Origin of the sequence: Streptomyces canarius (genome assembly GCF_014650735.1) — a bacterium.
Taxonomy (GTDB): domain Bacteria; phylum Actinomycetota; class Actinomycetes; order Streptomycetales; family Streptomycetaceae; genus Streptomyces; species Streptomyces olivaceoviridis.
The window spans coordinates 219,454-242,274 of sequence record NZ_BMVN01000007.1 but is presented as its reverse complement, the minus strand read 5'-3'; the positions used below and the strand labels follow the sequence as shown (position 1 = coordinate 242,274).

Genomic DNA, 22,821 nt, shown 5'->3' with positions numbered 1-22,821 from the left:
GCTGCTCACTGCTAAGTAGCTTAGCTTCAAGCTACTTAGCGTCAAGTGGCTTTCTTGCGGGCGAGCGGAATGCGGCCGATACTCTGCGCATGCAGCCACAGTCCGAGGACACCGTCGACGCGATCATCGAGCAGTGGGCGCGCGTGCGGCCCGACCTGGACACCCGGGCCATGGAGGTCTTCGGCCGGATCTTCCGGCTCTCGCGCACGATGGGCGACCGGATGGAGAGGGCGTACAAGCCCTACGGCATCTCCCGCGGCGAGTTCGACGTCCTGGCCACCCTGCGCCGGTCCGGCGAGCCGTACACCCTCTCGCCCCGCGAGCTGTCGGCCACGCTCATGCTCACCACCGGCGGGATGACCGGCCGGCTCGACAAGCTGGAGGGCGCGGGACTGCTGCGCCGCTCCCCCGACCCGCACGACCGGCGCGGCCTGCGGGTCACCCTCACCGAGGAGGGGCTGCGGCTGATCGACGAGGCGGTGGGCGCCGGACTGGCCCAGGAGAGCGCCGCCCTGTCCGCCCTGGACGCCGAAGAGGCCGGCCACCTGGCCGGCCTGCTGCGAAAGCTGCTGGACGCGACGGCCGACTAGGGCCGCCGGGGGACGCTCACGAAAACGCCGGGGGCGCCGGTCCCTGCCGGGTACGGCGTGCACGCGTACCGGCGGGAGGAACGGCGCCCCCGGCGAACGGACCGACGGTCGCTCAGGCCTTGGCCCGGGCGTCGATGTTGGACGACGTGGTGTCCTTCTTGGACCGGGACTTGTCGAGGGCCATCACCAGACCGGCGATGACCAGGAACAGCACCACCGGGGCGAAGACGTAGAGGCCCAGCGTCTGGATGACGCTCAGGCCCTTGCCGGGGTCGTCGCCGTCGTCGCGGGTCAGCGCGAGCGCGGGGGACGACATGAGCAGCATCATCAGCGTCGTACCGGCGGCCAGGGCGCCGGCGCGCAGGGCGTTCTTCTTGTCCACGGAATCAAGTTAGCGAACCGCCGCCGGGGCCGCGCGGCCGGGGTGCCCGTACGGGGGCGGGGGCGCTCAGCGCACCACCTCCAGCAGGGCCTTCAGCCGGGGTGAGGCGACGAGTTCCTCCAGCGGCACCGGGCGGCCGTCGGCGTCGGCGACCGGCAGCCTCCAGTTCGGGTACTCGTCCCAGGTGCCCGGCAGGTTCTGCGGGCGGCGGTCGCCGATGCCGTCCGGGAGCCAGACCCCGACCAGCCGGGCGGGGGTGCGCAGCAGGAAGCGGTGGACGGCGCGGATCTCCTCCTCCTCGTCGGAGCCGGGTGGTCCGGCCGCCGGGCTGTCCAGCAGACCGAGGCTGCCGAGCAGGGCGAGCCACTCCGCGGTGTCGGCGGCGGCCTCCGCGCGTTCCTCGGCGGCCGAACGGGTCAGCAGGCCGAGGCGGTCGCGCAGTTCGACGTGGTCGCCGGTGAGCCGGGCGGCGCTGGGCGGCAGGTCGTGGGTGGTGGCGGTGGCCAGGCAGTCGGCGCGCCAGCGCTCGGGCGGCAGCGGGCGGCCGTCGCCCTCCCAGTCCCGTTCGAACCAGAGCACGGAGGTGCCGAGCACCCCGCGCCGCTGGAGCGTCTCGCGCACGCCGGGCTCGACGGTGCCGAGGTCCTCGCCGATCACGACGGCACCCGCGCGGGTCGCCTCCAGGGCCAGGATCGCGAGCATGGCGTCGGCGTCGTAGCGGACGTAGGTGCCGTCGGTGGGCGGGCTGCCCTGGGGGACCCACCAGAGCCGGAACAGGCCCATGACGTGGTCGATGCGCAGGGCGCCGGCGTAGCGGAACAGGGCGCGCAGGAGATCGCGGTAGGGGGCGTGGCCGGTCGCGGCGAGCCGGTCGGGGCGCCAGGGCGGCAGACCCCAGTCCTGGCCGCGCGCGTTGAAGGCGTCCGGCGGGGCGCCGACGGACATCCCGGCGGCGAACACGTCCTGCTGGGCCCAGGCGTCGGCGCCCGCCGGGTGCACCCCGACGGCCAGGTCGTGCACGATCCCGACCGGCATGCCGGCCTCACGGGCGGCGCGCTGGGCGGCGCGGAGCTGGCCGTCGGTGAGCCAGGCGAGACGGGTGTGGAACTCCACCCGCTCGGCGAGCTCCCCCCGCGCCCGGGCGGTGGCGGCCGAGCGGGGGTCGTCCAGCCCGTCCGGCCAGCGGTGCCAGTCGGAGCCGTGGACCTCGGCGAGGGCGCACCAGGTGGCGTGGTCGTCCAGGGCCCGGCCGTGGGCCGCGCGGAAGGCGTCGTAGGCGGCCTGGCGGCCGGGCCCGAGGGGGACCCGCGCGACCAGCTCCAGCGCCTCCCGCTTCAGCTCCCACACCGCGTCCCGGTCGATGAGGGCGCCCTTGTCCAGGACGGCGGCGCGCAGCCGCCCGGCCCGCTCCAGCAGCCCGCCCAGCCGCTCGCGGTCCTCGACGTACGCGTACTCGGGGACGTCCTCGATCCGCAGGTGGACGGGGTCGGGGAAGCGGCGGGAGGAGGGGCGGTACGGGGAGGGGTCGGTGGGGGCGCCCGGTACGGCCGCGTGCAGCGGGTTCACCTGGACGAACCCGGCACCGGCGGTGCGTCCGGCCCAGCCGGCCAGCTCGGCGAGGTCGGTGAGGTCGCCCATGCCCCAGGAGCGGCGGGAGAGCAGGGAGTAGAGCTGGACGAGCAGGCCGTAGGAGCGGCCGGGCGGGGCGGGCAGCCGGTCCGGGGCGACGACGAGACACGCCTCACCGGTCCGTCCGTCGGGCGCGGTGGCGGTCAGCCGGTGGACGCCGAGCGGAAGATCCCCGGCGCCGTCCCGTTCCGCCCCGTCCTCGGTCTCGACGCGCAGCCGGGTGCCGGCGGGCAGCGCGGTGAGGGCGGCGGGCGGTTCCGCGCCGGCCCACTGGACCACCGTCGGCGGCAGCAGGCGCTCGCGCAGCTCGCGCTCCCGGGCGGCGAGGGCGGCGCGCACGGCGTCCGGGCCGGCCGCGTCGACGCCGAGGGCGGCGAGGGCGGCGGTCACGGCGGAGGCGGGGACCTGGACGGTACGGTCCGGGGCGGGGCGGTAGGACGTGGCGACCCCGTGCAGCCCGGCGAGCCGGGCGAGGTCCTCGGTGGGGTGCTCGTCGGGCGCCGCGGCCATCTACAGCCCCGGCGCGAAGGAGTCCGGGACCGGGTCGGACTCGCTGGTCAGCGGGGCGGCCTCGGCGAGCGGGGGCTCGCTGGTCAGGGGCTCGGCGTCGGGCAGCGGCGGCTCGCTGGTCAGCGGTGCCTGCGCGCAGGCGCTCTCCGCGCTGAAGACGCACAGCGGCGTCGTACCGGTCTCGGCGGACGGCTCCGCCACGGGTTTGAGCTGGGCCGGGATCGTGAGTCGGGCCGGTGCGGCCACGGGGGCCTCCTTGTCGGTGCGCGGATGCTGCGGCTTCGGACGGGTCACGGCAGGCCTACCCCGTGAGCCCGCCGCCACGCGCGGCAGAACCCGGTGCCGGGGGTGATCCGGGTGATCCGGCGCCGGTCCGGTGACCGATAGAAGGGGTGTGAGACTGTTCCGCCCCATGGGGGGCCAGCGGGAGAAGGACGACGGGAGCGGCGGGGACGCGGCCCTGTTGCGGGCCGTCGCGCAGGGGGACGCCTCGGCGATGGCCGCCCTGTACGACCGGCACGCCGGGTGGCTGCACGCGCGGCTGACGCGCCGGTGCGCCGACCCCGAGTTGGTGCGGGAGGTGCTCCAGGACACGTTCGTCACCGTGTGGCGGTCGGCGGCCGGGCACCGCGGGCAGGAGGCGGGCGGCTGGCTGTGGACGATCGCCGCGCGTCGGCTGGTCGACGCGCGGCGGGTGCAGGAGCGGGCCGCGCGGGTCGCGGAACCGCTGCCGGAGCCGGAGTCCGCCGGGGGTTACGGGTCCGCCGCCGCGCCGTCCGCCGAGGACCGGGTGCTGGCGGGTCTGGAGTACGGCGATGTGGGCACCGCGCTCGACCGGATCTCCCCCGAGCTGCGGGAGGTGCTGCGGGCGACGGTCGTCGACGGGCTGAGCACCCGCGAGGCGGCCCGGCTGCTCGGCATCCCGGAGGGCACGGTCAAGTCCCGGGCCCGCCGTGCCCGCGCGGAACTGCGCGAAGCGCTGGCCCAGCTGAACCCGTCCCCGTTGGGAGGCACGGCATGACCCACCGCGACCGCCACCAGTGGCACGTCCCCGACGACCAGGCGACCCGCTACGCCGAGGGCACCCTGTCGGACCCGGACGCCTGGTCCCTGGAGAAACACGTGGAGGACTGCGCGAGGTGCGCGTCCCGGGTGTCGGCCGCGGTAGGCGGCACGGCGGCGGGGACGGTACTGGCGGCGGTACGGGCCGCGGTGCTGGAGTCGGCGCCGGGCGCGGCCGGAGCGGTCCCCGGCGGGGCGGCGGCACCGGAGTCGGCGCCGGGCGCGGCCGTGTCGGAGGTACCGGTGCTCGGCCGGGCGGCGATGACGCCTGCGGCGGGGGCGGCCGGAACGACCGAACGCGCCCTCGGCCACGCAGCCAGGACACCCGCGGCGGGGGCGGCCGTGCCGGTGCGGGCGTCGGCCGGTGGGGTCGGTGGGCGGCCCGTGGTGTCGCGGCTCGCCCGGCTGCTGTGGGCCGCAGGGCCCGCCGTGCGCGGGGCCTGGCTGCCGGCCGTGCTGGGCGTGGCCGTGGCCGCGCTGGCCCTGTCGTACGGAGCCGGGTTCCCGGGGGCACGCGCGCTGCTGCTGGCCATCGCTCCCGTGGTGCCCGTCGCCGGGGTCGCCCTGTCCTACGGCCCGCACGCGGACCCCTTGCACGAGGTCACCGCGGCCACACCGGGCGGCGGGCTGCGGCTCGCGCTCACCCGGACGGTCGCCGTGCTCGCGCTGAGCCTGCCGCTGCTGACCCTCACCGGGCTGCTGCTGCCCGCCTCCGGCGCCCCCGCCGCAGCGGCCTGGCTGCTGCCCGGGCTGGCACTGGCGCTGGCCTCGCTGGCCCTGGCCTCCTTCGTCGGGTGCCGGGCGGCGGCCGGGGTGACGGGCGGCGGCTGGCTGTGCGCCGTCCTGGCACCGGTGGCCGTCGCGCCGGGCGGCGCGACGGCCCTGCGGCTGGCCGAGCAGCTCTCCCGCTGCCTGGACGGCGTCGCCGCGCAGAGCGCGTGGGCGGCGGCGGCCGTCCTGAGCGCGACCCTGCTGACGGCGCGGCGTCCGGCGTACGACCGCCCGCTGCGCCCGTGACGGCACCCTCACCGCTTCCCCCGGCGAGCCCCGCACCGCAGCCGCGCCGACCAGGGCCGCCACCCCGGTCCCCTGACGACCGTGGCCCGCGCGGCCACCCGCCACACCCCGACCCACCCCTGACGCCCGTGGCCGATGCCGCGCCCACGCGCGCCCCCGACCGCACCCCGGGACCCGCCGACGGGTCCCCGTGCCCTCCCCTGGAGAGACGATGAGTTCCATACGTGTGACCGGCCTGCGGGTCCGGCACCGCAAGACGCTCGCCCTCGATTCGCTCGACCTGGAGCTCGGCACGGGTGTGCACGGGCTGCTCGGGCCGAACGGAGCCGGGAAGACCTCGCTGATCCGGGTGCTGGCCACGGTGGCGCGGCCGGACGCCGGCCGGGTGGAACTGCTCGGTGCGGACACGGCCGGGCACCGCGGGCTGGCCGGGGTGCGGCGCCGGCTGGGCTATCTGCCGCAGGAGTTCGGCTACTACCCGGGCTTCACCGTGCGGGAGTTCGTGGCGTACGTGGCCTGGCTGAAGGAGATGCCGGCGGCGGACGTGCCGGCGGCCGTGGAGCGGGCGGTGGCCCGGGTCGGCCTCGCGGACCGCATCGACGCCAAGGTCCGGACGCTGTCCGGCGGCATGGTCCGCCGGGTCGGCATCGCGCAGGCCGTCGTCAACGACCCCGCCGTGCTGCTGCTGGACGAGCCGACCGCCGGTCTGGACCCGGAGCAGCGGGTGGAGTTCCGCGAACTGCTGCGCGCGCTGGGCGCCTCGGCGACGGTGGTGGTCTCCACCCACCTGGTGGAGGACGTGGCCGCGGCCTGCACCGAGGTCACCCTGCTGGACGCGGGCCGGATCGCGTACCGGGGCACGCCCGAGGCGCTCACCCGGCTCGGCGAGGCGTCGGACGGACCGGGCGACCATCCGATCGAGCGCGGGTACACGGCGGCGCTGCGGGCGCACCGCGCGCCGGGTGCGCGGGAGGCGGTGCGATGACCCTCGTCACCGAACACGTCACCGGGCCCAAGGCGGCCCCGCGTGCGCCGCACCCGCTGCGCGCCGAGTGGGTGCGGGGTTTCGCCCCCTGGGCGGGGGCCGCCGTACTGCTGACGCTCGGCGTGACGCTCTGGGCGAAGGCGGACCGGTGGCAGGGCGGGTGGTCGGAGACCGCCGGCCAGGTGCACTCGGCGATGCTGGTCACCCTTCCGCTGGCCGCGGCGGCGGGCTGCTGGCAGGGCGGCCGGGAGCGCCGGCGCCGTACCGAGGAGCTGTGGGGGACGACCGTACGGCCGCCGCTGGCCCGTCTGCTGGCCGCGGCGCTGCCCGTGACGGTCTGGGTGGCCGCGGGCTACCTGCTGGCCGTGGCCCTGGCCCACCTCGCCACCTGGCCCTACGCCCAGGGCGACCGTCCCCACCTGGCGCTGCTGCCCGGGGACACGGTCGCCATGGCGGCGGGCGCGCTGACCGGGCACGTGGTGGGCCGGGCGGTGCCGACGCGGCTCGCGGCGCCGCTGCTCGCGATGGCCGGCTATGTGGGCCTGGGGATCGTGACGTCCGACCTCTCGGCCCCCGGCCGGGTCCTGAGTCCGACCGTCCCGCCCTTCGCCGGCGGGCTGCCCGTGTGGTGGCAGCCGTGGGCCATGGCGGTGTGGACGGGCGGGCTGGCGGTCGCCGCCGCGCTGGCGTACGCGGCCCGGCGCCGGGTGACGGCCGTGCTGCCGCTGGCCGCCGCGCTGGCCGCGGGCACGCTGCTCGCGCAGACCGGGAACGGCCTGTGGCACGCCGATCCGATCGCCCGCCGTCAGGTGTGCGACACCTCCACCACGCCGGCGGTGTGCGTCAACGCCCGGTACGCCGGGATGCTCCCGCAGGTCAGCGACGCGCTGTCGGGGGTCACGGAGAAGCTGCACGGCGTGCGGAACCTGCCGGTGCGGTGGGCGGACCACGGCGGCGCCCCGCGCGCCGACGAGGCCCGGCTGCCGGGCATCACCCCGCTGGGCTGGTCGGCCGTACGGGGGCGGCTGACCGATCCGGAGCAGTTCGCGTGGGAGGCCGTCGCCGCTCTGGAGGGCTACGACTGTCCCGGGCAGACCCGGACGGCCCGGGGGGCGCTCAGGGCGGACGACGCGGTGGAGTACTACCTCGCGCCGACCTCGGCGCGGAAGGCGATCGACGAGGACGACGCCCGGGGCGACACGGCCCGGCGCGCCGACCTGCGCGAGCGCCGCGCCGCCCGGGCGAGGCTGGCCGGCATGGACGAGCGGACCCGCCGGGAGTGGCTGTCGGCCTACTTCGCGGCCCGCGCCGACTGTGACGCCGAGGGGGTGCCGGCCCTGTGACCGGACTCGACTCCAAGGAGGTGCCGGCCCTGTGACCGGACCCCTGCTGTACGCCCGCTCCCGGGCGCTGCCCGCCACGCTGGCCGCGCTCCTCGGCACCGCCGCCTTCGCCCTGTGGGCGGCCGGCCGGCTGGACGCCTACCTCGATCCCGACCGCCGGGTACCGATCGTCGCGCTGGCGCCGCTGCTGGCGTCGGCGGTGATCGGCGCGAGCCTGTACAGCGCCTCGGACGAACTGGACCGCACGGCCGTACGCCCCTGGTGGCCGCGCCGGCTGGCCCAGCTGACGGCCCTGACCGCACTGGCGGCCCTGCTGGTCGTCCCGGCCGTGCTCGGCCACGCGGACACCTTCGGCCCGCCCGCCGTCATCCGCAACACCCTGGGCTGCACGGGCGTCACCGCGACAGCGGCCGTCCTCCTGGGCGCCCGCCTGAGCTGGCTCCCCGCGTTCGCCTACGTGTCCGCCGTCTACCTGGGCTCGTCCGCCGCCCGTGGCCGCGCGGGCACGGTGTGGGCCTGGCCGATGCAGCCGGGCGCCCAGCCGGGCGCCTGGGCGGTGGCCCTGGCCGCGTTCGCGGTGGGCGCGGCCCTGTACGCGGCGCGCGGTGCCCGCCCGGACGGGCCGCGGGTCTGAACTCCGGGCCGCGGAGCCGGCCTGACGGGGCGCGGGGAACCGCGCGGAGGCGCCCCACGCGCCCACGGCCGCCGACGAACCACCGCTGCCCCTTCTGATAGGCGCGGACACACCGGCCCGGACCGACTAGGCGGAGATGCCGTCGATCCGGGCCAGGGCGTCGTCCGCGCCGTACGGCTGCAAGTACGGCAACCAGCGCGGGTCACGATGCCCCGTGCCGATGATCCGCCAGGCCAGCCCCGTCGGCGGAGCCGGTTTGTGCCGCAGCCGCCAGCCCAGTTCCACGAGGTGGCGGTCGGCCTTGACGTGGTTGCAGCGGCGGCAGGACGCCACCACGTTGTCCCAGACGTGCTTGCCCCCGCGACTGCGCGGGATGACGTGGTCGACGCTGGTTGCGACGCCACCGCAGTACATGCACCGGCCCCCGTCGCGCGCGAACAGCGCACGGCGGGTCAGAGGAACGGGCCCTCGGTAGGGGACCCGGACGAATCGCTTGAGCCGGACCACGCTGGGTGCGGGGAGGGTGACGGTCGCGCTGTGCATATAGGCGCCGGATTCCTCCAGGGAGACTGCCTTGTTCTCCAGGACGAGGACGAGCGCGCGGCGGAGCGGTACGACGCCGAGCGGCTCGTACGACGCGTTGAGGACCAGGACATGCGGCACGGGTGCCTCCTTGGGCGTCGGCGGCGCGTGGCTCGCGCCGGGACGATCTGAGGTCAGTCTCTCCTCATGCCTGGTGAACGCGCCACCATGTCCCGGTAACGGGCTGGGAGTGTTTTCGACCACACCCTCATTCATCCCCCGGATCATGGCCTGTTCAAGCCCGCGTGAGCCGCGTCTCTCCTGCACGCCTCCTGTGCGGATCGGCGCGGGGCATACACAATGCCCCGTTAGTGTGGTGGTCCTGTCCGTCCGGTGTCCTTTTCGTGACCTTGACCGCCCGCCGGTACGGACCGCGCAGCACCTGGGAGGTACCTGCCGTGTCGTCCCTGCCCGCCGCCGTCCTGGCCGCCGGCGCATCGCCGTCTCCTTCGCCGTCGCCGTCGGGATCGTCGGCCCCGGCCGTGCCGACGCTCCAGGACGCCCAGGAGAGTGCGACGAACGCGGCGAGCTGGGTCGAGCAGAACTGGTCGACGTGGCTCGCGATGGGTCTTCAGATCCTGCTGATCCTGGTCGTGGCGGTGGCGCTGCGGGCGGTGGTGCGGCGGGCGATCACCAAGCTGATCGAGCGGATGAACCGCACCGTGCAGGCGGTGGACGGCAGTGCGCTGGGCGGGCTGCTGGTGAACGCCGAGCGGCGGCGGCAGCGGGCGGCGGCGATCGGTTCGGTGCTGCGGTCGGTGGCGAGCTTCCTGATCCTCGGCACGGCCGCGCTGATGGTGCTGGGCACCTTCAAGATCAACCTGGCGCCGCTGCTGGCGTCGGCCGGTGTCGCGGGCGTGGCGATCGGTTTCGGCGCACGCAACCTGGTCACGGACTTCCTGTCCGGCGTGTTCATGATCCTGGAGGACCAGTACGGCGTCGGGGACGTGATCGACGCGGGTGTGGCGACCGGCGAGGTGATCGAGGTCGGGCTGCGCGTGACCAAGCTGCGCGGCGACAACGGGGAGATCTGGTACGTCCGCAACGGCGAGGTCAAGCGGATCGGCAACCTGTCCCAGGGCTGGGCGACGGCCGGGGTCGACGTGACCGTGCGGGCGGGCGAGGACCTGGACCGGGTGAAGGCCACGCTGGTCGAGGTCGCCGAGAAGATGGGCAAGGAAGAGCCCTGGAACGAGCTGCTGTGGAGCCCGATCGAGGTGCTCGGGCTGGACTCCGTGCTGATCGACTCCATGGTGGTCCGGGTCTCGGCCAAGACGATGCCGGGCAAGTCGGTCACGGTGGAGCGGGAGCTGCGCTGGCGGATCAAGCGGGCGTTCGACGCGGCGAGCATCCGCATCGTGGGCGGTGCGACGGCCGTCGAGGACCAGGAGGACGCCCCCGACCCGACGGCCGCGGTCGCGGCCCCGTCGGTGTACTCCAACGCGGACTCCCCGCAGTCGGCGGCGGCCACCCCGATAGTCCCGCAGCGGTCGGCACCCTCGGGGAAGTAACGGAACGGTTCGGCACACACGTTCGAGTGAACGGACGGGGCGTTCCGGCGTGCGGCGCACAGGGGGTGCCCCATCGTTCCGGCCATGCATACCGACCACCCCGGGGAGCCGGACCTCATGGCCCGGATGGACCCCGTCCCGCTCCTGGCGGCGTACGAGACGGTCTCCCCCAGCCTCGTCACCTGGCACAGCGCCACGAACGCGCTCGCCCCGCGCCGGCCCGGCATGCCCGTCAGCCCCTGGTCCGCGCGCAGCAGGACCCGGGCCGCACCCGACGACCGGTCCACCGTCAGGGAGCCGGTGACGGCGCGCCGGCCGCGGAACGGGCGCCACCGGAAGTCCCACGCCCCCGCCTCGCCCGTCACGTCGTACGCCGGCTCGGACGCGGTGGTCCCCGCCCGCAGCCGCTCCGCCTCCCCCGCCGGGAACGCCCGCTCCTGCGTGGCCCGGAGGGCGTCCACGGTGACCGGGATGCCGGTGCCGCGCGCCCGGCGGAGCAGGGCCACGTACACGTAGAGGGCGGCGAGCAGGCTGAAGACGGCCCAGACGAGCAGGGTGACGGCGAGGTCTTCGGCGAGCGACCGGGACGGATCCCCGTCCACGACGTCGCTCAGGCCCACCGCCGCCAGCAAGGGTGCGAAGCCGGACACCGTGACCGGCCACAGCCTCCGGAGCAGCCTCCGGTCGACCATCCCCACCGCGCCCCCTCCCCCGCGTCCGTTCGTCGCCCGAACGTAGGCCCCGTGACCAGCGAGAACCACATCCATGACGCACTCGTGACGCACCCTTGACCCTCGCCCGCACGCAGATCGTCTTCACAGGAACCCCACGTTCCCTCCGCATCCCGTGATCGTCTAGGGTCGCCCCCACGACGGGCCCTTGCTCTGGAGCGCGACGCCGCCCGGGGGCCCGTGTCGAATGTGGGGAAACATGCGCAAGCTCGCCATCGGCACCGCCCTGTCCGGTGCCCTGGCCCTGGCCGGCCTGGCCGCGCCCGCCGCGTCGGCGGCCGGCACGCCGGACCTGACGTTCGCCGGTGTGACCGTGAACAAGGGCAAGCCGATCGTGGTCGGCACCGCCAAGGCGGTGAACGTGCCGGTGTCGTACACCCTGACCCGGCCGAAGGACCTGGTCATCGACCAGGAGAAGACGGTGCAGGGCGTGCTGCTGTACCGCGGCACGCTGAAGTCGCCCGACAACGAACTGGGCCCGCGCAAGGCGCCCGTCTGCACCACCAAGGCCACGACGGACACGACCGTCACCGAGAGCTGCACCGAGACGATCGTCGCCGTTCCGGACCAGGAGCTGTACGAGGCCACCGACGCCGGCACCTGGAAGGCCGCCGGTGTCTACGCGGGCAGGAGCGGCACCTACCGCTTCGTCTTCGCCGGTACGGCCACCACGGGCGCGAAGACGTCCGCCGGCGACCACGTGACCGTGAAGTAACGCCGGGCACTCCCCGTACCGCAACGCCCCCGAGGTAACGACTCTGTTGCCTCGGGGGCGTTGTCTATTGACGCCCCCTTCGTCCTCGGCTTACGTTCCTCCCACCCCAATAGGAAAGTTTCCTAACAGTGATCTCCCGGGCGGCCGTTGATCAAGACTGGACGTCATGCCCAGGTCACTGAAAAGCTGGGCGGCTGGAAAGGCAGGTGTCGCACCCCATGGCAGGAACCGCCGGTACGCCGGGCACCCCGCGCGTCCTGCGCGCCATGAACGACCGCGCCGCCCTGGACCTGCTGCTGGAGCACGGGCCGCTGTCGCGCACCCGGATCGGCAAGCTCACCGGCCTGTCCAAGCCCACCGCCTCCCAGCTGCTGGCCCGCCTGGAGGCGGCCGGACTGGTCCGGGTCACCGGCACCAGCGAGGGCCGGCCGGGCCCCAACGCCCAGCTCTACGCGGTCAACCCCACGGCCGCGTACGCCGCCGGGCTCGACGTCACCCCGCACCGCATCCGGGCCGCCGTCGCCGACATCACCGGCCGCACGGTCGGCGAGTACGAGCTGCCCACCCCCGGCCGGCGCCCGGCGCACCCCGTCGTCCGGCAGGTCACCGACGCCCTCGACGGCGCCGTCAAGGCCGCCGGGCTCGCCCGGTCCGACGTGCACCGGCTGGTCATCGGCACGCCCGGCGCCTTCGACCCCAACACCGGGCGGCTGCGCTACGCCTCCCACCTGCCGGGCTGGCACTCCCCCGCGCTGCTCGACGACCTCGCGGCGGCCCTGCCGATGCCGGTCGAGTACGAGAACGACGTCAACCTCGTCGCCATCGCCGAGCAGCGGCTCGGCGCGGCCCGCGGCCACGCGGACTTCGTGCTGCTGTGGAACCAGGAGGGCCTCGGCGCCGCCCTGGTCCTCGGCGGCCGGCTGCACCGCGGCTGGACCGGCGGCGCCGGCGAGGTCGGCTTCCTGCCGGTACCGGGCACCCCGCTGGTCCGGCAGGTCACCAAGGCCAACAGCGGCGGCTACCAGGAGCTGGCCGGCTCCCAGGCCCTGCCGAAGCTGGCCCGGGAACTCGGTGTCGAGGACGTGCCCCCGGGGCCGTACACCGAAGCCGCCACCACGCTCGTCGCCCGCGCCGCCGACCACGCGGGCGGCCCGCACCGGGAGCTGCTGCGGACCTACGCCACCCGGCTGGCCACCGGTCTCGCCTCGCTCGTCTCCGTCCTCGATCCCGAACTCGTCGTCCTCAGCGGCTCCGCCCTGACGGCCGGCGGCGAGGTGCTGCGCGCCCTCGTCCAGGCCGAGCTGGAGGAGCTGGCCGCGGCCCGGCCCCGGCTGGTCGTCGGCGACGTCCACGAACATCCCGTGCTGCGCGGCGCGCTGGAGTCCGCGCTCGCCGCCACCCGCGACGAGGTCTTCGACACCTCGCGCTGAGCGCCCCCTCTTTCCCGACCCGTCCCCCTGGGAGACCTCGCCATGCCCACAGCCATACCCGAAGTCGCCCGAAAAGCGGCGTTTGCCCTGACTGCCTCCGCCGTGCTCCTCACCGCCGCGTGTACCGGCCAGTCCGACTCCGGTGCCACGGACGATCCCTCGAAGGACACGACGATCAACTTCTGGCACGCCTGGAGCGCGCCGAACGAGGTGAAGGCCGTCAAGTCGCTGGTCGCCGGCTTCGAGCGCGCGCACCCCAACATCCACGTGAACGTCGTCGGCAACATGACCGACGACAAGATCAACCAGGCGCTGCGGGCCGGCGGCGAGAAGGCCCCGGACGTGATCTCGTCCTTCACCACCAACAACGTGGGCAAGTTCTGCTCCTCGGGCGCGCTGGTGGATCTGAACCCGTTCTTCGAGAAGTCCGGGATCGACCCGGAGAAGACGTTCCCGAAGCCGATGAACGAGTACACCCGGTTCGACGGCAACCGCTGCACGGTGCCGCTGCTCGGTGACGCGTACGGGCTCTACTACAACAAGACGGCGTTCGAGAAGGCGGGCATCGCGCATCCGCCGAAGACCTGGTCCGAGTTCGAGGCCGACGCCAAGAAGCTGACGATCCCCCAGGGCAGCGGGTACAAGCAGCTCGGGTTCATGCCGAACTACCACGGCTGGGAGTCCACCACCGAGCACTACCTCGGCCAGTTCTCGCCGACGTACTTCGACAAGAACGGCAAGTCGAACGTCGCCAAGGACCCGGCCTTCGCCCAGGGCTTCACGCTCCAGAAGAAGCTCGTGGACGAACTCGGCGGATTCCAGAAGCTGGAGAGGTTCCGCGCCACGCTGGGCGACGAATGGGGCCCCAAGCACCCCTTCCACACCGGCCAGGTCGCCATGCAGCTCGACGGCGAGTGGCGGCTCGGGATGGCCGAGGAGGCGAAGCCGGACTTCGAGATCGGGGTCGCTCCGCTGCCGGTCCCGGACGACCGGGCCGAGCAGTACGGCAAGGGCTACATCACCGGCACCATCGCGGGCATCGCCGCCACCAGCCACAAGCAGAACGCGGCCTGGGAACTGGTGAAGTACATGACCACGGACACGGACGCGGTGGTCGGCTTCGCCAACGGCATCCACAACGTGCCCTCCACGCTGGCCGCGCTGAAGTCGCCGAAGCTGAAGTACGACCCGCGGTTCAAGACCTTCCTGGACATCGCCGCCAACCCGGACTCCACCACGACTCCCGCCTCGATCAACGGCGGTGTGTACCTGGTGACGATCCAGCAGTTCGGCTACGACTACGAGAGCGGCAAGGTCAAAGATCTCAAGGCCGGGCTGAAGAAGACGGCCGCGCAGATCGACACGGACATCGCGCAGGCCCAGTGATGAGCGCCGTGACCCTCGCGTCGAAACGCCGGCGCTCGGCCCTGCGCACGCTCGCCTTCATGTCCCCGTGGCTCATCGGCTTCGCGGTCTTCTTCGCCTACCCGCTGATCTCCACGGTCTACTTCTCCTTCATGCACTACGACGGCTTCCGGCCGCCGACGTGGAGCGGCGGGAAGAACTGGACGTACGTCTTCGAGCACTATCCGCTGTTCTGGCCCGCCCTGCGCAACACGCTCTGGCTGGTCGTGATCATGGTGAGCCTGCGGGTGGTCTTCGGGCTGGGCGTCGGACTGCTCATCACCAAGATCAAGACCGGTACGGGCGTCTTCCGCACCCTGTTCTACCTGCCGTACCTCGCCCCGCCGGTCGCGGCCACCATGGCCTTCGCGTTCCTGCTCAACCCCGGTACCGGCCCGGTGAACTCGCTCCTGGAGAAGGCCGGGCTGCCGGCGCCGGGCTGGTTCAACGACCCCGCCTGGTCCAAGCCGGCGCTGACCCTGCTGGCCCTGTGGGGCGTCGGCGACCTGATGGTGATCTTCATGGCCGCGCTGCTCGACGTACCGACGGAGCAGTACGAGGCGGCGGAGCTGGACGGCACCTCGGCCTGGCAGCGATTCCGGTACGTGACCCTGCCGAACATCTCCCCGATCGTGATGTTCGCCGTCGTCACCGGCGTGATCCAGACCATGCAGTACTACACCCAGCCACTGGTGGCCGGGAAGGTCGCCTCCGGCGTGATCCAGGGCGCCGGGACCCAGTTCGAGCCCGGCTACCCCGACAAGTCCACGCTCACCCTCCCCCAGCTCGTCTACAACCTCGGCTTCCAGCGCTTCGACTACGGCTCGGCGTGTGTGGTGGCGCTGGTGCTGTTCGCCCTGTCGATGGCGTTCACCGCGCTGCTGATGCGGCGCCGGGGCGGCCTGATCCAGGCAGGTGACTGACCATGACGCAAGTACTGGAGCAGCCGGTCAAGCCGGCGCCGCTCGTCACCGGCGCCGAGCGCACCGCCCGGCGCCGGGCGGTGCTGGAGTGGGTCGCGGTCCACTCGCTCGGCGTCGCCGCCGCGCTGTTCTTCACGCTGCCGTTCGTGTTCGTGTTCCTGACCTCGCTGATGAGCGACAGCCAGGCCCTCAGCCGGGACCTGGTCCCGCACACCTGGGAGTGGGGCAACTACCACAAGGTCTTCGACACGCCCGGCTTCCTCACCTGGTGGAAGAACACGCTGCTGTACGCCGGTCTCGGCACCGTGCTGACCGTGGTGTCCTCGATCCCGGTGGCGTACGCGCTCGCCAAGTTCCGCTTCCGGGGGCGCAACCTGTCGCTCATGCTGGTGATCTCGATGATGATGCTGCCCCCGCAGGTGGTCGTCATCCCGATGTACCTCTTCTGGGCGAAACAGCTGGACCTGTCGGGCACGCTGTGGCCGCTGATCGTCCCGATGGCGTTCGGGGACGCGTTCTCCATCTTCCTGCTGCGCCAGTTCCTGATGACGATCCCGAACGAGTACCTGGACGCGGCGAAGGTGGACGGCTGCGGCGACCTGCGCACCCTGCTGCGGGTGGTGCTGCCCATGGCGAAGCCGGGCATCGCCGCCGTCGCCCTCTTCCAGTTCTTCTACGCCTGGAACGACTACTTCGGGCCGCAGATCTACGCGTCCGAGAACCCCGGCGCCTGGACGCTCTCCTACGGCCTGGAGTCCTTCAAGGGCGCCCACCACACCGACTGGAACCTCACCATGGCCGCCACCGTGCTGGTCATGGCCCCCGTGATCCTCGTGTTCTTCTTCGCCCAGAAGGCGTTCGTCGAGGGCGTCACCCTCACCGGAGTAAAGGGTTGAACTGGCTATGAAACTCACCGTGGTCGGCGGCGGCTCGACCTACACACCGGAACTCGTCGACGGCTTCGCGCGCCTCAGGGACACCCTGCCCGTCGAGGAACTGGTCCTGGTCGACCCGGCCGAGGACCGGCTCGAGCTGGTCGGCGGGCTGGCCCGGCGGATCTTCGCCAAGCAGGGCCACGGCGGCCGGATCGTCACGACGTCCGACCTGGACGCGGGAATCGACGGCGCCGACGCCGTCCTGCTCCAACTGCGCGTCGGCGGCCAGGCGGCCCGGCAGCAGGACGAGACCTGGCCACTGGAGTGCGGCTGCATCGGCCAGGAGACCACCGGCGCGGGCGGCCTGGCGAAGGCCCTGCGCACGGTCCCGGTGGTCCTGGACATCGCCGAACGGGTCCGCCGGAGCAACCCGCGCGCGTGGATCATCGACTTCACCAACCCGGTCGGCATCGTCACCCGCGCCCTGCTCCAGGCCGGGCACCGGGCGGTCGGCCTGTGCAACGTGGCGATCGGCTTCCAGCGGAAGTTCGCGGCCCTGCTCGGCGCGGCCCCGACGGATGTGCACCTGGCCCATGTGGGCCTGAACCACCTCACGTGGGAAACCGGTGTGCGTCTGGGCGGACCGGAGGGCGAGAACGTCCTGCCGAAGCTCCTGGCCGAGCACGGCGAGGCCATCGCGGACGACGTCCGCCTCCCCCGCCCCCTGCTGGACCGCCTCGGCGTCGTCCCCTCCTACTACCTGCGCTACTACTACGCGCACGACGAGGTCGTCCGGGAACTGCGCACGAAGCCCTCGCGGGCGGCCGAGGTGGCGGCGATGGAGCGCGAACTCCTGGCGATGTACGGCGACCCGGCCCTGGACGAGAAGCCGGCCCTGCTGGCCAAGCGCGGCGGGGCGTTCTACTCGGAGGCGGCCGTGGACCTGGCGGCGGCCCTGCTGGGCGGCGGGGGCAGCCCCTACCAGGTGGTGAACACGCTCAACAGGGGAACGCTGCCCTTCCTCCCGGACGACGCGGTGATCGAGGTGCAGGCGGCGGTCGGCCCGGCCGGCCCGGTCCCGCTCCCGGTCCCCGGCCTGGACCCGCTCTTCTCGGGCCTGATCGCGAACGTGACGGCCTATGAGGACCTGGCCCTGGAGGCCGCCCTGCGCGGCGGCCGGGACCGCGTCTTCCGCGCGCTGCTGGCACATCCCCTGATCGGCCAGTACGCGTACGCCGACGCCCTCACCGACCAGCTGATCGCACACAACCGGGAGCACCTCGCGTGGGCCTGACCGCACCTGACCCCCTGACGGTCCTCGCCATCGACGCGGGCAACAGCAAGACCGACGTGGCCGTGGTCAACGCCGCCGGGGAGGTGCTGGCCACGGCTCGCGGCGGCGGTTTCCGGCCGCCCGTGGTGGGCGTGGGCGCGGCGCTGGACGCGCTGGCGGAACCGGTGGCCCGGGCGTTCGCGGACGCCGGGGTCAGCTCCGTCGGCCATGTCGCGGCCTGTCTGGCCAACGCCGATCTGCCGGTGGAGGAGGAGCAGTTGGCGACCGCGCTGCACACGCGCGCGTGGGGCACGTCGGTGGAGGTCCGCAACGACACCTTCGCGATCCTGCGCGCGGGCGTCGCCGAGCCGCGCGGGGTGGCGGTGGTGTGCGGCGCGGGCATCAACTGCGTGGGCATGCGGCCCGACGGCCGTACCGCCCGCTTCCCGGCCATCGGCCGTATCTCCGGCGACTGGGGCGGCGGCTGGGGCCTGGCGGAGGAGGCCCTGTGGCACGCGGCCCGCGCGGAGGACGGGCGCGGCGGACCGACCTCCCTGGCCCGCACCCTGCCCGCGCACTTCGGCCTGCCGACCATGTACGCCCTCATAGAGGCGCTGCACCTGGAGCACCTGGACCACGACCGCCGGCACGAGCTGACCCCGGTCCTGTTCGCCACGGCGGCGGACGGCGACCCGGTGGCCCACGCGATCGTCACCCGGCTCGCGGAGGAGGTCACGGTGATGGCCACGGTCGCGCTGACCCGCCTGGACCTGCTGGACGAGGAGACCCCGGTCCTCCTCGGCGGCAGCGTCCTCACCGCCGGCCACCCGCAGCTGAACGACACCGTCCGCACCCTCCTGGCGGACCGCGCCCCCAAGGCCGACGTCCGCGTGGTGACGGCGAGCCCGGTGCTGGGAGCGGTCCTGCTGGGCCTGGACCGGCTGGGGGCGGACGCGGGGGCGCAGGAGCGGGCGCGGGGCCACTGGGAGGGGGGCTGATCCTGAGTCGTCCCGGGGGCGGAGCGGGGCAACAATGTGACCAGAGGTGCGGACCCGGCCTCGGGAGGCATCATGAGCGCATCGGCCGAGCCAAGAGTGTCCGGTCTCGAAGTCCGGTCCATCGACTACGTCCCGCTGGACGAGCGGCACGGCAAGCTCTGGCACCTGGGCCCGCTGTGGTTCATGTCCAACGCGCAGATCGCCACCCTGGCGGTCGGGCTGGTCAGCATCACCCAGGGCGGCAACCTCGTCTGGTCACTGCTGGCCATCGTCTCCGGCACCGTCATCGGCACCTTCTTCATGGCCTTCCACTCCGCCCAGGGCCCCCAGCTCGGGCTGCCGCAGATGATCCAGTCCCGGCCCCAGTTCGGCTACGTCGGCGCGCTGCTGGTGTGGCTGTTCGCCTATGTGCAGTACGCCGGGTTCAACGTCTTCAACAGCATCCTCGCCGCCGGCTCCCTGCACACCACGCTGCACGGCGGCGTCAAGCTGTGGGTCGTCGTGGTGACCGCCGTCGCGCTCGTCATCGCGCTGGTGGGCTACGACATCATCCACAAGGCCGAGCGGATCCTGACGTACACCTTCCTGGTGATCTTCGGGGTCTTCACCGTGGGCGTCCTGGTCACCCTGCACTACCCGGCGGGCTCCTTCGACCTCGGCGGCTTCCGGTGGACGCCGTTCCTCGCGCAGTTCGGCGTGGTCGCGGGCTACCAGATCAGCTGGGCCATCTACGTCTCCGACTACTCCCGTTACCTGCCTCCGGACGTGACCGTCCGCAAGACCTTCTACTGGACCTACTTCGGCTCCGCGCTGGGCGGCATCTGGCTGATGGTGCTCGGGGCGCTGCTGGCGGCCTGGGCGGGCCCGGGGACCTTCCAGACGATCCCGGCGATCGACGCCGCGGGGGACAAGGTGTTCACCGGGTTCGGCGCCGTCGTGCTGCTGTTCTCGGCCCTCGGCCTGGTCTCGGTGACCGCGCTGAACATGTACGGCGGGTCCCTCACGCTCATCAGCGCCATCGACTCGTTCAAGCGGGTCCGGCCGACGCTCGCCGTACGGCTGGTCACCCTCGGCCTCACCGCGGCGCTCTCCCTGGCCGGCGCGCTGGCCGCGACGTCGAACTTCCTGGCGAACTTCGAGAACTTCCTGCTCCTGGTGCTCTACCTGTTCATCCCGTGGACCGCGGTGAACCTCATGGACTACTACGTGGTGCGCCGCGGGCACTACGCCATCGCCGAGATCTTCAACCCGCACGGCATCTACGGCCGCTGGGGCCGGCACGGCATCATCGCCTACCTCGTCGGTTTCGCCGCCATGGTCCCGTTCTTCTCCGTCGGCACCCTGTTCCTCGGCCCCGCCGCGAGGGCGTTGGGCGGCGCCGACATCTCCCTCTTCGTCGGCCTGCCGGTCAGCGCGCTCCTGTACTGGTGGCTGACCCGCTCGATCGACGTGGCGGCGGAGACCCGGCTGGCGGAGGCGGAGGCGGCGGCCCTGGAACAGGCCGCCCACGAGCACCGCGAGCCGTGAGGCCGTCCCCGGCCGGCCCGTCGCCCGGGGAACCGATCCCCCGTCACCGGCGTGTTCCAGCACGGGAGGTAGTGCGTGAGCCGGTACGCGCCCCCGGGCACGCGGCGATCCGATCAAGATCCAGTGAAGGCCGGTGCGCGATGTCAGTGCGGGCGGTGATACTGGGCGGCGTACGGATGACCATGGGGGAGGTCGAGTGACACACCCGCCGAAGAGCAGCGCGGCGCCACCGCCGGCCGGGTCCGTCGGTGTAGCCGGTGTCCCCGGCATCCCCGCCCAGCCCGGACCGCCCGGGTTCCCCCCGGCCGTCGCTGCGGGGGTGCCGCCCGCGCGCCGGACCGCCTTCGCCGAGGGTGCCGAGCGGCTGCGGGCCGCCGCGACGACCGAGCCGGGGCGGTTGCGGATCATCGGTGCCGTCCTGGCGCTGCTGGTCGTCGCGTTCGGGGCGGTCACCGCCTGGCAGACCAGCACCCGCTCGGCCGCCGCCGACGACGTGCTGCACCGCAGCCAGCCGCTCAGTTACGGCGCGGCCGGCATCTACCGGTCGCTGGCCGACGCCAACACCGCGGCCTCCAGCGGGTTCCTGGCGGGCGGGCAGGAGAACGCCCGGTCCACGGACCGGTACGAGAAGGACATCCGCTCCGCCGCCGCCGGGCTCGTCACCGCCGCCGCCAACGCCGAGCCGGGCTCCGCGTCCGAGGAGACCATCGCCGGCCTGAACCGGCTGCTACCCGAGTACAAGGGCCTCATCGAGCGGGCCCGGACGTACAACCGGCAGGGCTATCCGGTCGGCGGCGCCTATCTGCGGTACGCCAACGAGAAGATGCAGGCGGAGATGCTCCCGGCGGCGGAGGACCTCTACACCACGGAGAACCGGCGGCTCGACGCGGACTACGCGGACGCGACGCCGTACCCGTGGGTCGCCATCGGGCTCGGGCTGCTCGCGCTGGCCGCGCTCGGCTGGGCCCAGCACCGCACGTACCGGCGCACCCACCGCGTCCTCAACCACGGCCTGGTCGCCGCCAGCGCCGCGACGGCCGTCGCCCTGCTGTGGCTGGTCGTGGGCCACATGGTCGCCCGGTCGGGGCTCGACGGCTCGTACGAGCACGGCATCCGCTCGCTCAACGTCCTCCACGACGCCCGGATCGCCTCCCTCAAGGCGCGTGGCAACGAGAACCTGAGCCTGGTGGCGCGCGGCGCCGAGACCGTCACGGTCGACGGCACCACGTACGACGCCTACTACCGCGACTTCGACCAGGACATCGCCGTGCTCGGCAAGGGGCTGACCGAGGCGGCGCGGCTCGCCGACGACCAGGGGGGCACCGCCCCGGTCAAGGAGGCCGAGGACGACATGGCGGTGTGGAAGCAGCGCCACGCCACGGCCCGCGCCGAGGACGAGAACGGCAACTACCAGCAGGCGCTGGACAAGGTGATCGGCGCCAAGGGCGCGACCGCCGAGTGCTTCGACGGCGTCGACCGCAGCCTGGCCCGGGCCATCGCCCACGAGCGGGCCGAGTTCCAGCGGGCGGCCGGGGACGGGCGGGACGCCATGACCGGGCTGCCGGAGGGCGCCGCCGTCCTCGCGGTGCTGGGCGCGGCCGGCGCCGTCGCCGGCATCGGCCGCAGGCTTTCGGAGTACCGGTGACAGGGGGCAAGGCGATGGACGTGAGCCGTGCGCGGTCCGCCCTGCGGGGCTGGGGCGGGGTCGCCGTGATGGCGGTGCTGTGCGCGCCGGCGCTGGCGTTCGTCCTGCTGCTGCCGTGCACCCAGCAGGCGCCGGACGACGCGCGGCAGGCCGGGCAGAAGACCGTCACCGGCACCCAGGCCCGCGCCGACGGGTGCGTGGACGCCGAGGCGCACGAGCGGACGCCGGCGCCGTCCGGCGCGGACGGTCCGACGATCGACGCGATCAAGGCACGCACGGGCGCCAAGCGGAAGCTGATCGTCGGCGTCGACCAGAACAGCTACCGCTGGGGCTACCGCAACCCCAACACCGAGGGCGCCCAGCTGGAGGGCTTCGACATCGACCTCGTCCACCGGATCGCCGAGGACATCCTCGGCGACCCGGACGCGGTGCAGTTCAAGGCCATACCGACCAACCAGCGCATCCCGGCGATCGAGGACGGACGCGTGGACATGGTCGTCCGCACCATGACGATCACCTGCGGCCGGCTGGAGCACGTCGCCTTCTCCGCGCCCTACTTCAAGACCGGCCAGCAGATCCTCGCCCCCAAGTCCTCCCCGATCACGGGCTACGACGCCTCGCTGGCGCACAAGAAGGTGTGCACGGCGGCCGGTTCGACCGCGCTCGCCAAGCTGGAGGCCGACAAGAAGGGCGGCCGGCTGCCCGCCACCACCGACCTGTCCACCACCGTGCCGAACCAGCTGGACTGCCTGGTCCGGCTGCAACTCGGCGAAGTGGACGCGGTGGTGACCGACGGCGCGCTCGCCGCGAGCCAGGCCGCGCAGGACCCGACCGTCGAACTGAAGGGCGCGCCGTTCACGACCGAGTACTACGGCGTGGCGATGAAGAAGGACGCCGGCGATCTGGTACGCCGGGTCAACCGCGTTCTGGTGGACTACCGCGCACACGGCTGGCAGACGTCGTACGACGACTGGCTGTCGGCGACACTGGGCAAGGACTCGGCCGCGTCGAAGCCGCCCGCGCCGCAGTACCGGCGCAGCAGTTGAGCCGTACCC

The 22,821-nt window shown here is 73.5% G+C and carries 22 protein-coding genes; 18 read left to right on the top strand and 4 right to left on the bottom strand.

Annotated features, from left to right (window positions below; translation table 11 throughout):
* Positions 1-89 precede the first annotated feature (89 nt).
* Complete coding sequence (locus IE294_RS13340; protein ID WP_189885607.1) at positions 90-590, top strand: MarR family winged helix-turn-helix transcriptional regulator; 501 nt, start codon at positions 90-92, stop codon at positions 588-590.
* A 112-nt stretch (positions 591-702) separates the two neighbouring features.
* Here the strand turns inward: IE294_RS13340 and IE294_RS13335 are convergent, their stop codons facing one another.
* The 3 genes from IE294_RS13335 to IE294_RS13325 all read right to left on the bottom strand — a co-directional run bounded on the left by IE294_RS13335 (position 703) and on the right by IE294_RS13325 (position 3,357).
* Positions 703-972: a hypothetical protein gene (locus IE294_RS13335; RefSeq protein WP_189885605.1), complete on the bottom strand. Its 270-nt coding sequence runs from the start codon at positions 970-972 to the stop codon at positions 703-705.
* A gap of 66 nt (positions 973-1,038) precedes the next feature.
* On the bottom strand, positions 1,039-3,111 hold the full coding sequence (gene malQ / locus IE294_RS13330; RefSeq protein ID WP_189885603.1) for a 4-alpha-glucanotransferase: 2,073 nt from the start codon (positions 3,109-3,111) through the stop codon (positions 1,039-1,041).
* The gene (locus IE294_RS13325; protein ID WP_014672753.1) at positions 3,112-3,357 is read right to left on the bottom strand and encodes a hypothetical protein; all 246 of its coding nucleotides are present in this window, start codon (positions 3,355-3,357) and stop codon (positions 3,112-3,114) included.
* Positions 3,358-3,523: 166 nt separating this feature from the next.
* On the opposite strand from IE294_RS13325, the gene IE294_RS13320 reads away from it, so the two are divergent.
* The 5 genes from IE294_RS13320 to IE294_RS13300 all read left to right on the top strand — a co-directional run bounded on the left by IE294_RS13320 (position 3,524) and on the right by IE294_RS13300 (position 8,152).
* On the top strand, positions 3,524-4,132 hold the full coding sequence (locus IE294_RS13320; RefSeq protein WP_189885715.1) for an RNA polymerase sigma factor: 609 nt from the start codon (positions 3,524-3,526) through the stop codon (positions 4,130-4,132).
* Positions 4,129-5,190, top strand: a complete 1,062-nt coding sequence (locus tag IE294_RS13315) for a zf-HC2 domain-containing protein (RefSeq protein WP_189885601.1) — start codon at positions 4,129-4,131, stop codon at positions 5,188-5,190. The genes IE294_RS13320 and IE294_RS13315 overlap by 4 nt, the downstream gene beginning before the upstream one ends.
* A 211-nt stretch (positions 5,191-5,401) precedes the next feature.
* Positions 5,402-6,175 carry an ABC transporter ATP-binding protein gene (locus tag IE294_RS13310; protein WP_189885599.1) on the top strand — a complete coding sequence of 258 codons (774 nt, stop codon included), beginning with the start codon at positions 5,402-5,404 and terminating at the stop codon, positions 6,173-6,175.
* On the top strand, positions 6,172-7,518 hold the full coding sequence (locus IE294_RS13305; RefSeq protein WP_189885597.1) for a hypothetical protein: 1,347 nt from the start codon (positions 6,172-6,174) through the stop codon (positions 7,516-7,518). Before IE294_RS13310 ends, IE294_RS13305 begins: the two co-directional genes overlap by 4 nt.
* Positions 7,519-7,549: 31 nt before the next feature.
* Complete coding sequence (locus tag IE294_RS13300; protein WP_189885595.1) at positions 7,550-8,152, top strand: hypothetical protein; 603 nt, start codon at positions 7,550-7,552, stop codon at positions 8,150-8,152.
* Between the two features lie 126 nt (positions 8,153-8,278).
* On the opposite strand, the gene IE294_RS13295 is transcribed toward IE294_RS13300, so the two are convergent.
* Complete coding sequence (locus tag IE294_RS13295) at positions 8,279-8,815, bottom strand: HNH endonuclease (RefSeq protein WP_014672759.1); 537 nt, start codon at positions 8,813-8,815, stop codon at positions 8,279-8,281.
* 317 nt (positions 8,816-9,132) lie between these two features.
* On the opposite strand from IE294_RS13295, the gene IE294_RS13290 reads away from it, so the two are divergent.
* From IE294_RS13290 to IE294_RS13235, 12 genes are all read left to right on the top strand, one after another.
* Positions 9,133-10,245: a mechanosensitive ion channel family protein gene (locus IE294_RS13290; protein ID WP_189885593.1), complete on the top strand. Its 1,113-nt coding sequence runs from the start codon at positions 9,133-9,135 to the stop codon at positions 10,243-10,245.
* An 84-nt stretch (positions 10,246-10,329) separates the two neighbouring features.
* Positions 10,330-10,761: a hypothetical protein gene (locus IE294_RS13285; protein WP_189885591.1), complete on the top strand. Its 432-nt coding sequence runs from the start codon at positions 10,330-10,332 to the stop codon at positions 10,759-10,761.
* 414 nt (positions 10,762-11,175) lie between these two features.
* Complete coding sequence (locus IE294_RS13280) at positions 11,176-11,691, top strand: hypothetical protein (RefSeq protein WP_189885589.1); 516 nt, start codon at positions 11,176-11,178, stop codon at positions 11,689-11,691.
* 218 nt (positions 11,692-11,909) lie between these two features.
* A complete protein-coding gene (locus IE294_RS13275) occupies positions 11,910-13,121 on the top strand; it encodes an ROK family transcriptional regulator (RefSeq protein ID WP_189885587.1) in 1,212 nt (403 codons plus the stop codon).
* Positions 13,122-13,163: 42 nt separating this feature from the next.
* Positions 13,164-14,507: an ABC transporter substrate-binding protein gene (locus IE294_RS13270; RefSeq protein WP_189885586.1), complete on the top strand. Its 1,344-nt coding sequence runs from the start codon at positions 13,164-13,166 to the stop codon at positions 14,505-14,507.
* Positions 14,507-15,448 carry a carbohydrate ABC transporter permease gene (locus tag IE294_RS13265; protein WP_189885584.1) on the top strand — a complete coding sequence of 314 codons (942 nt, stop codon included), beginning with the start codon at positions 14,507-14,509 and terminating at the stop codon, positions 15,446-15,448. Before IE294_RS13270 ends, IE294_RS13265 begins: the two co-directional genes overlap by 1 nt.
* Positions 15,449-15,450: 2 nt before the next feature.
* Entirely contained in the window at positions 15,451-16,344 is an 894-nt protein-coding gene (locus IE294_RS13260) for a carbohydrate ABC transporter permease (protein WP_189885582.1), read from the top strand.
* A 7-nt stretch (positions 16,345-16,351) separates the two neighbouring features.
* Positions 16,352-17,617, top strand: coding sequence for a 6-phospho-beta-glucosidase (locus IE294_RS13255; RefSeq protein ID WP_189885579.1), 1,266 nt, complete (start codon positions 16,352-16,354; stop codon positions 17,615-17,617).
* Positions 17,608-18,594 carry an N-acetylglucosamine kinase gene (locus tag IE294_RS13250; protein ID WP_189885578.1) on the top strand — a complete coding sequence of 329 codons (987 nt, stop codon included), beginning with the start codon at positions 17,608-17,610 and terminating at the stop codon, positions 18,592-18,594. The genes IE294_RS13255 and IE294_RS13250 overlap by 10 nt, the downstream gene beginning before the upstream one ends.
* Positions 18,595-18,666: 72 nt before the next feature.
* Positions 18,667-20,121, top strand: coding sequence for a purine-cytosine permease family protein (locus IE294_RS13245; RefSeq protein ID WP_189885576.1), 1,455 nt, complete (start codon positions 18,667-18,669; stop codon positions 20,119-20,121).
* Positions 20,122-20,317: 196 nt separating this feature from the next.
* Positions 20,318-21,766: a GlnX family signal transduction membrane protein gene (locus IE294_RS13240; protein ID WP_373315816.1), complete on the top strand. Its 1,449-nt coding sequence runs from the start codon at positions 20,318-20,320 to the stop codon at positions 21,764-21,766.
* Between the two features lie 14 nt (positions 21,767-21,780).
* A complete protein-coding gene (locus IE294_RS13235) occupies positions 21,781-22,812 on the top strand; it encodes a glutamate ABC transporter substrate-binding protein (protein WP_189885574.1) in 1,032 nt (343 codons plus the stop codon).
* Positions 22,813-22,821 lie beyond the last annotated feature (9 nt).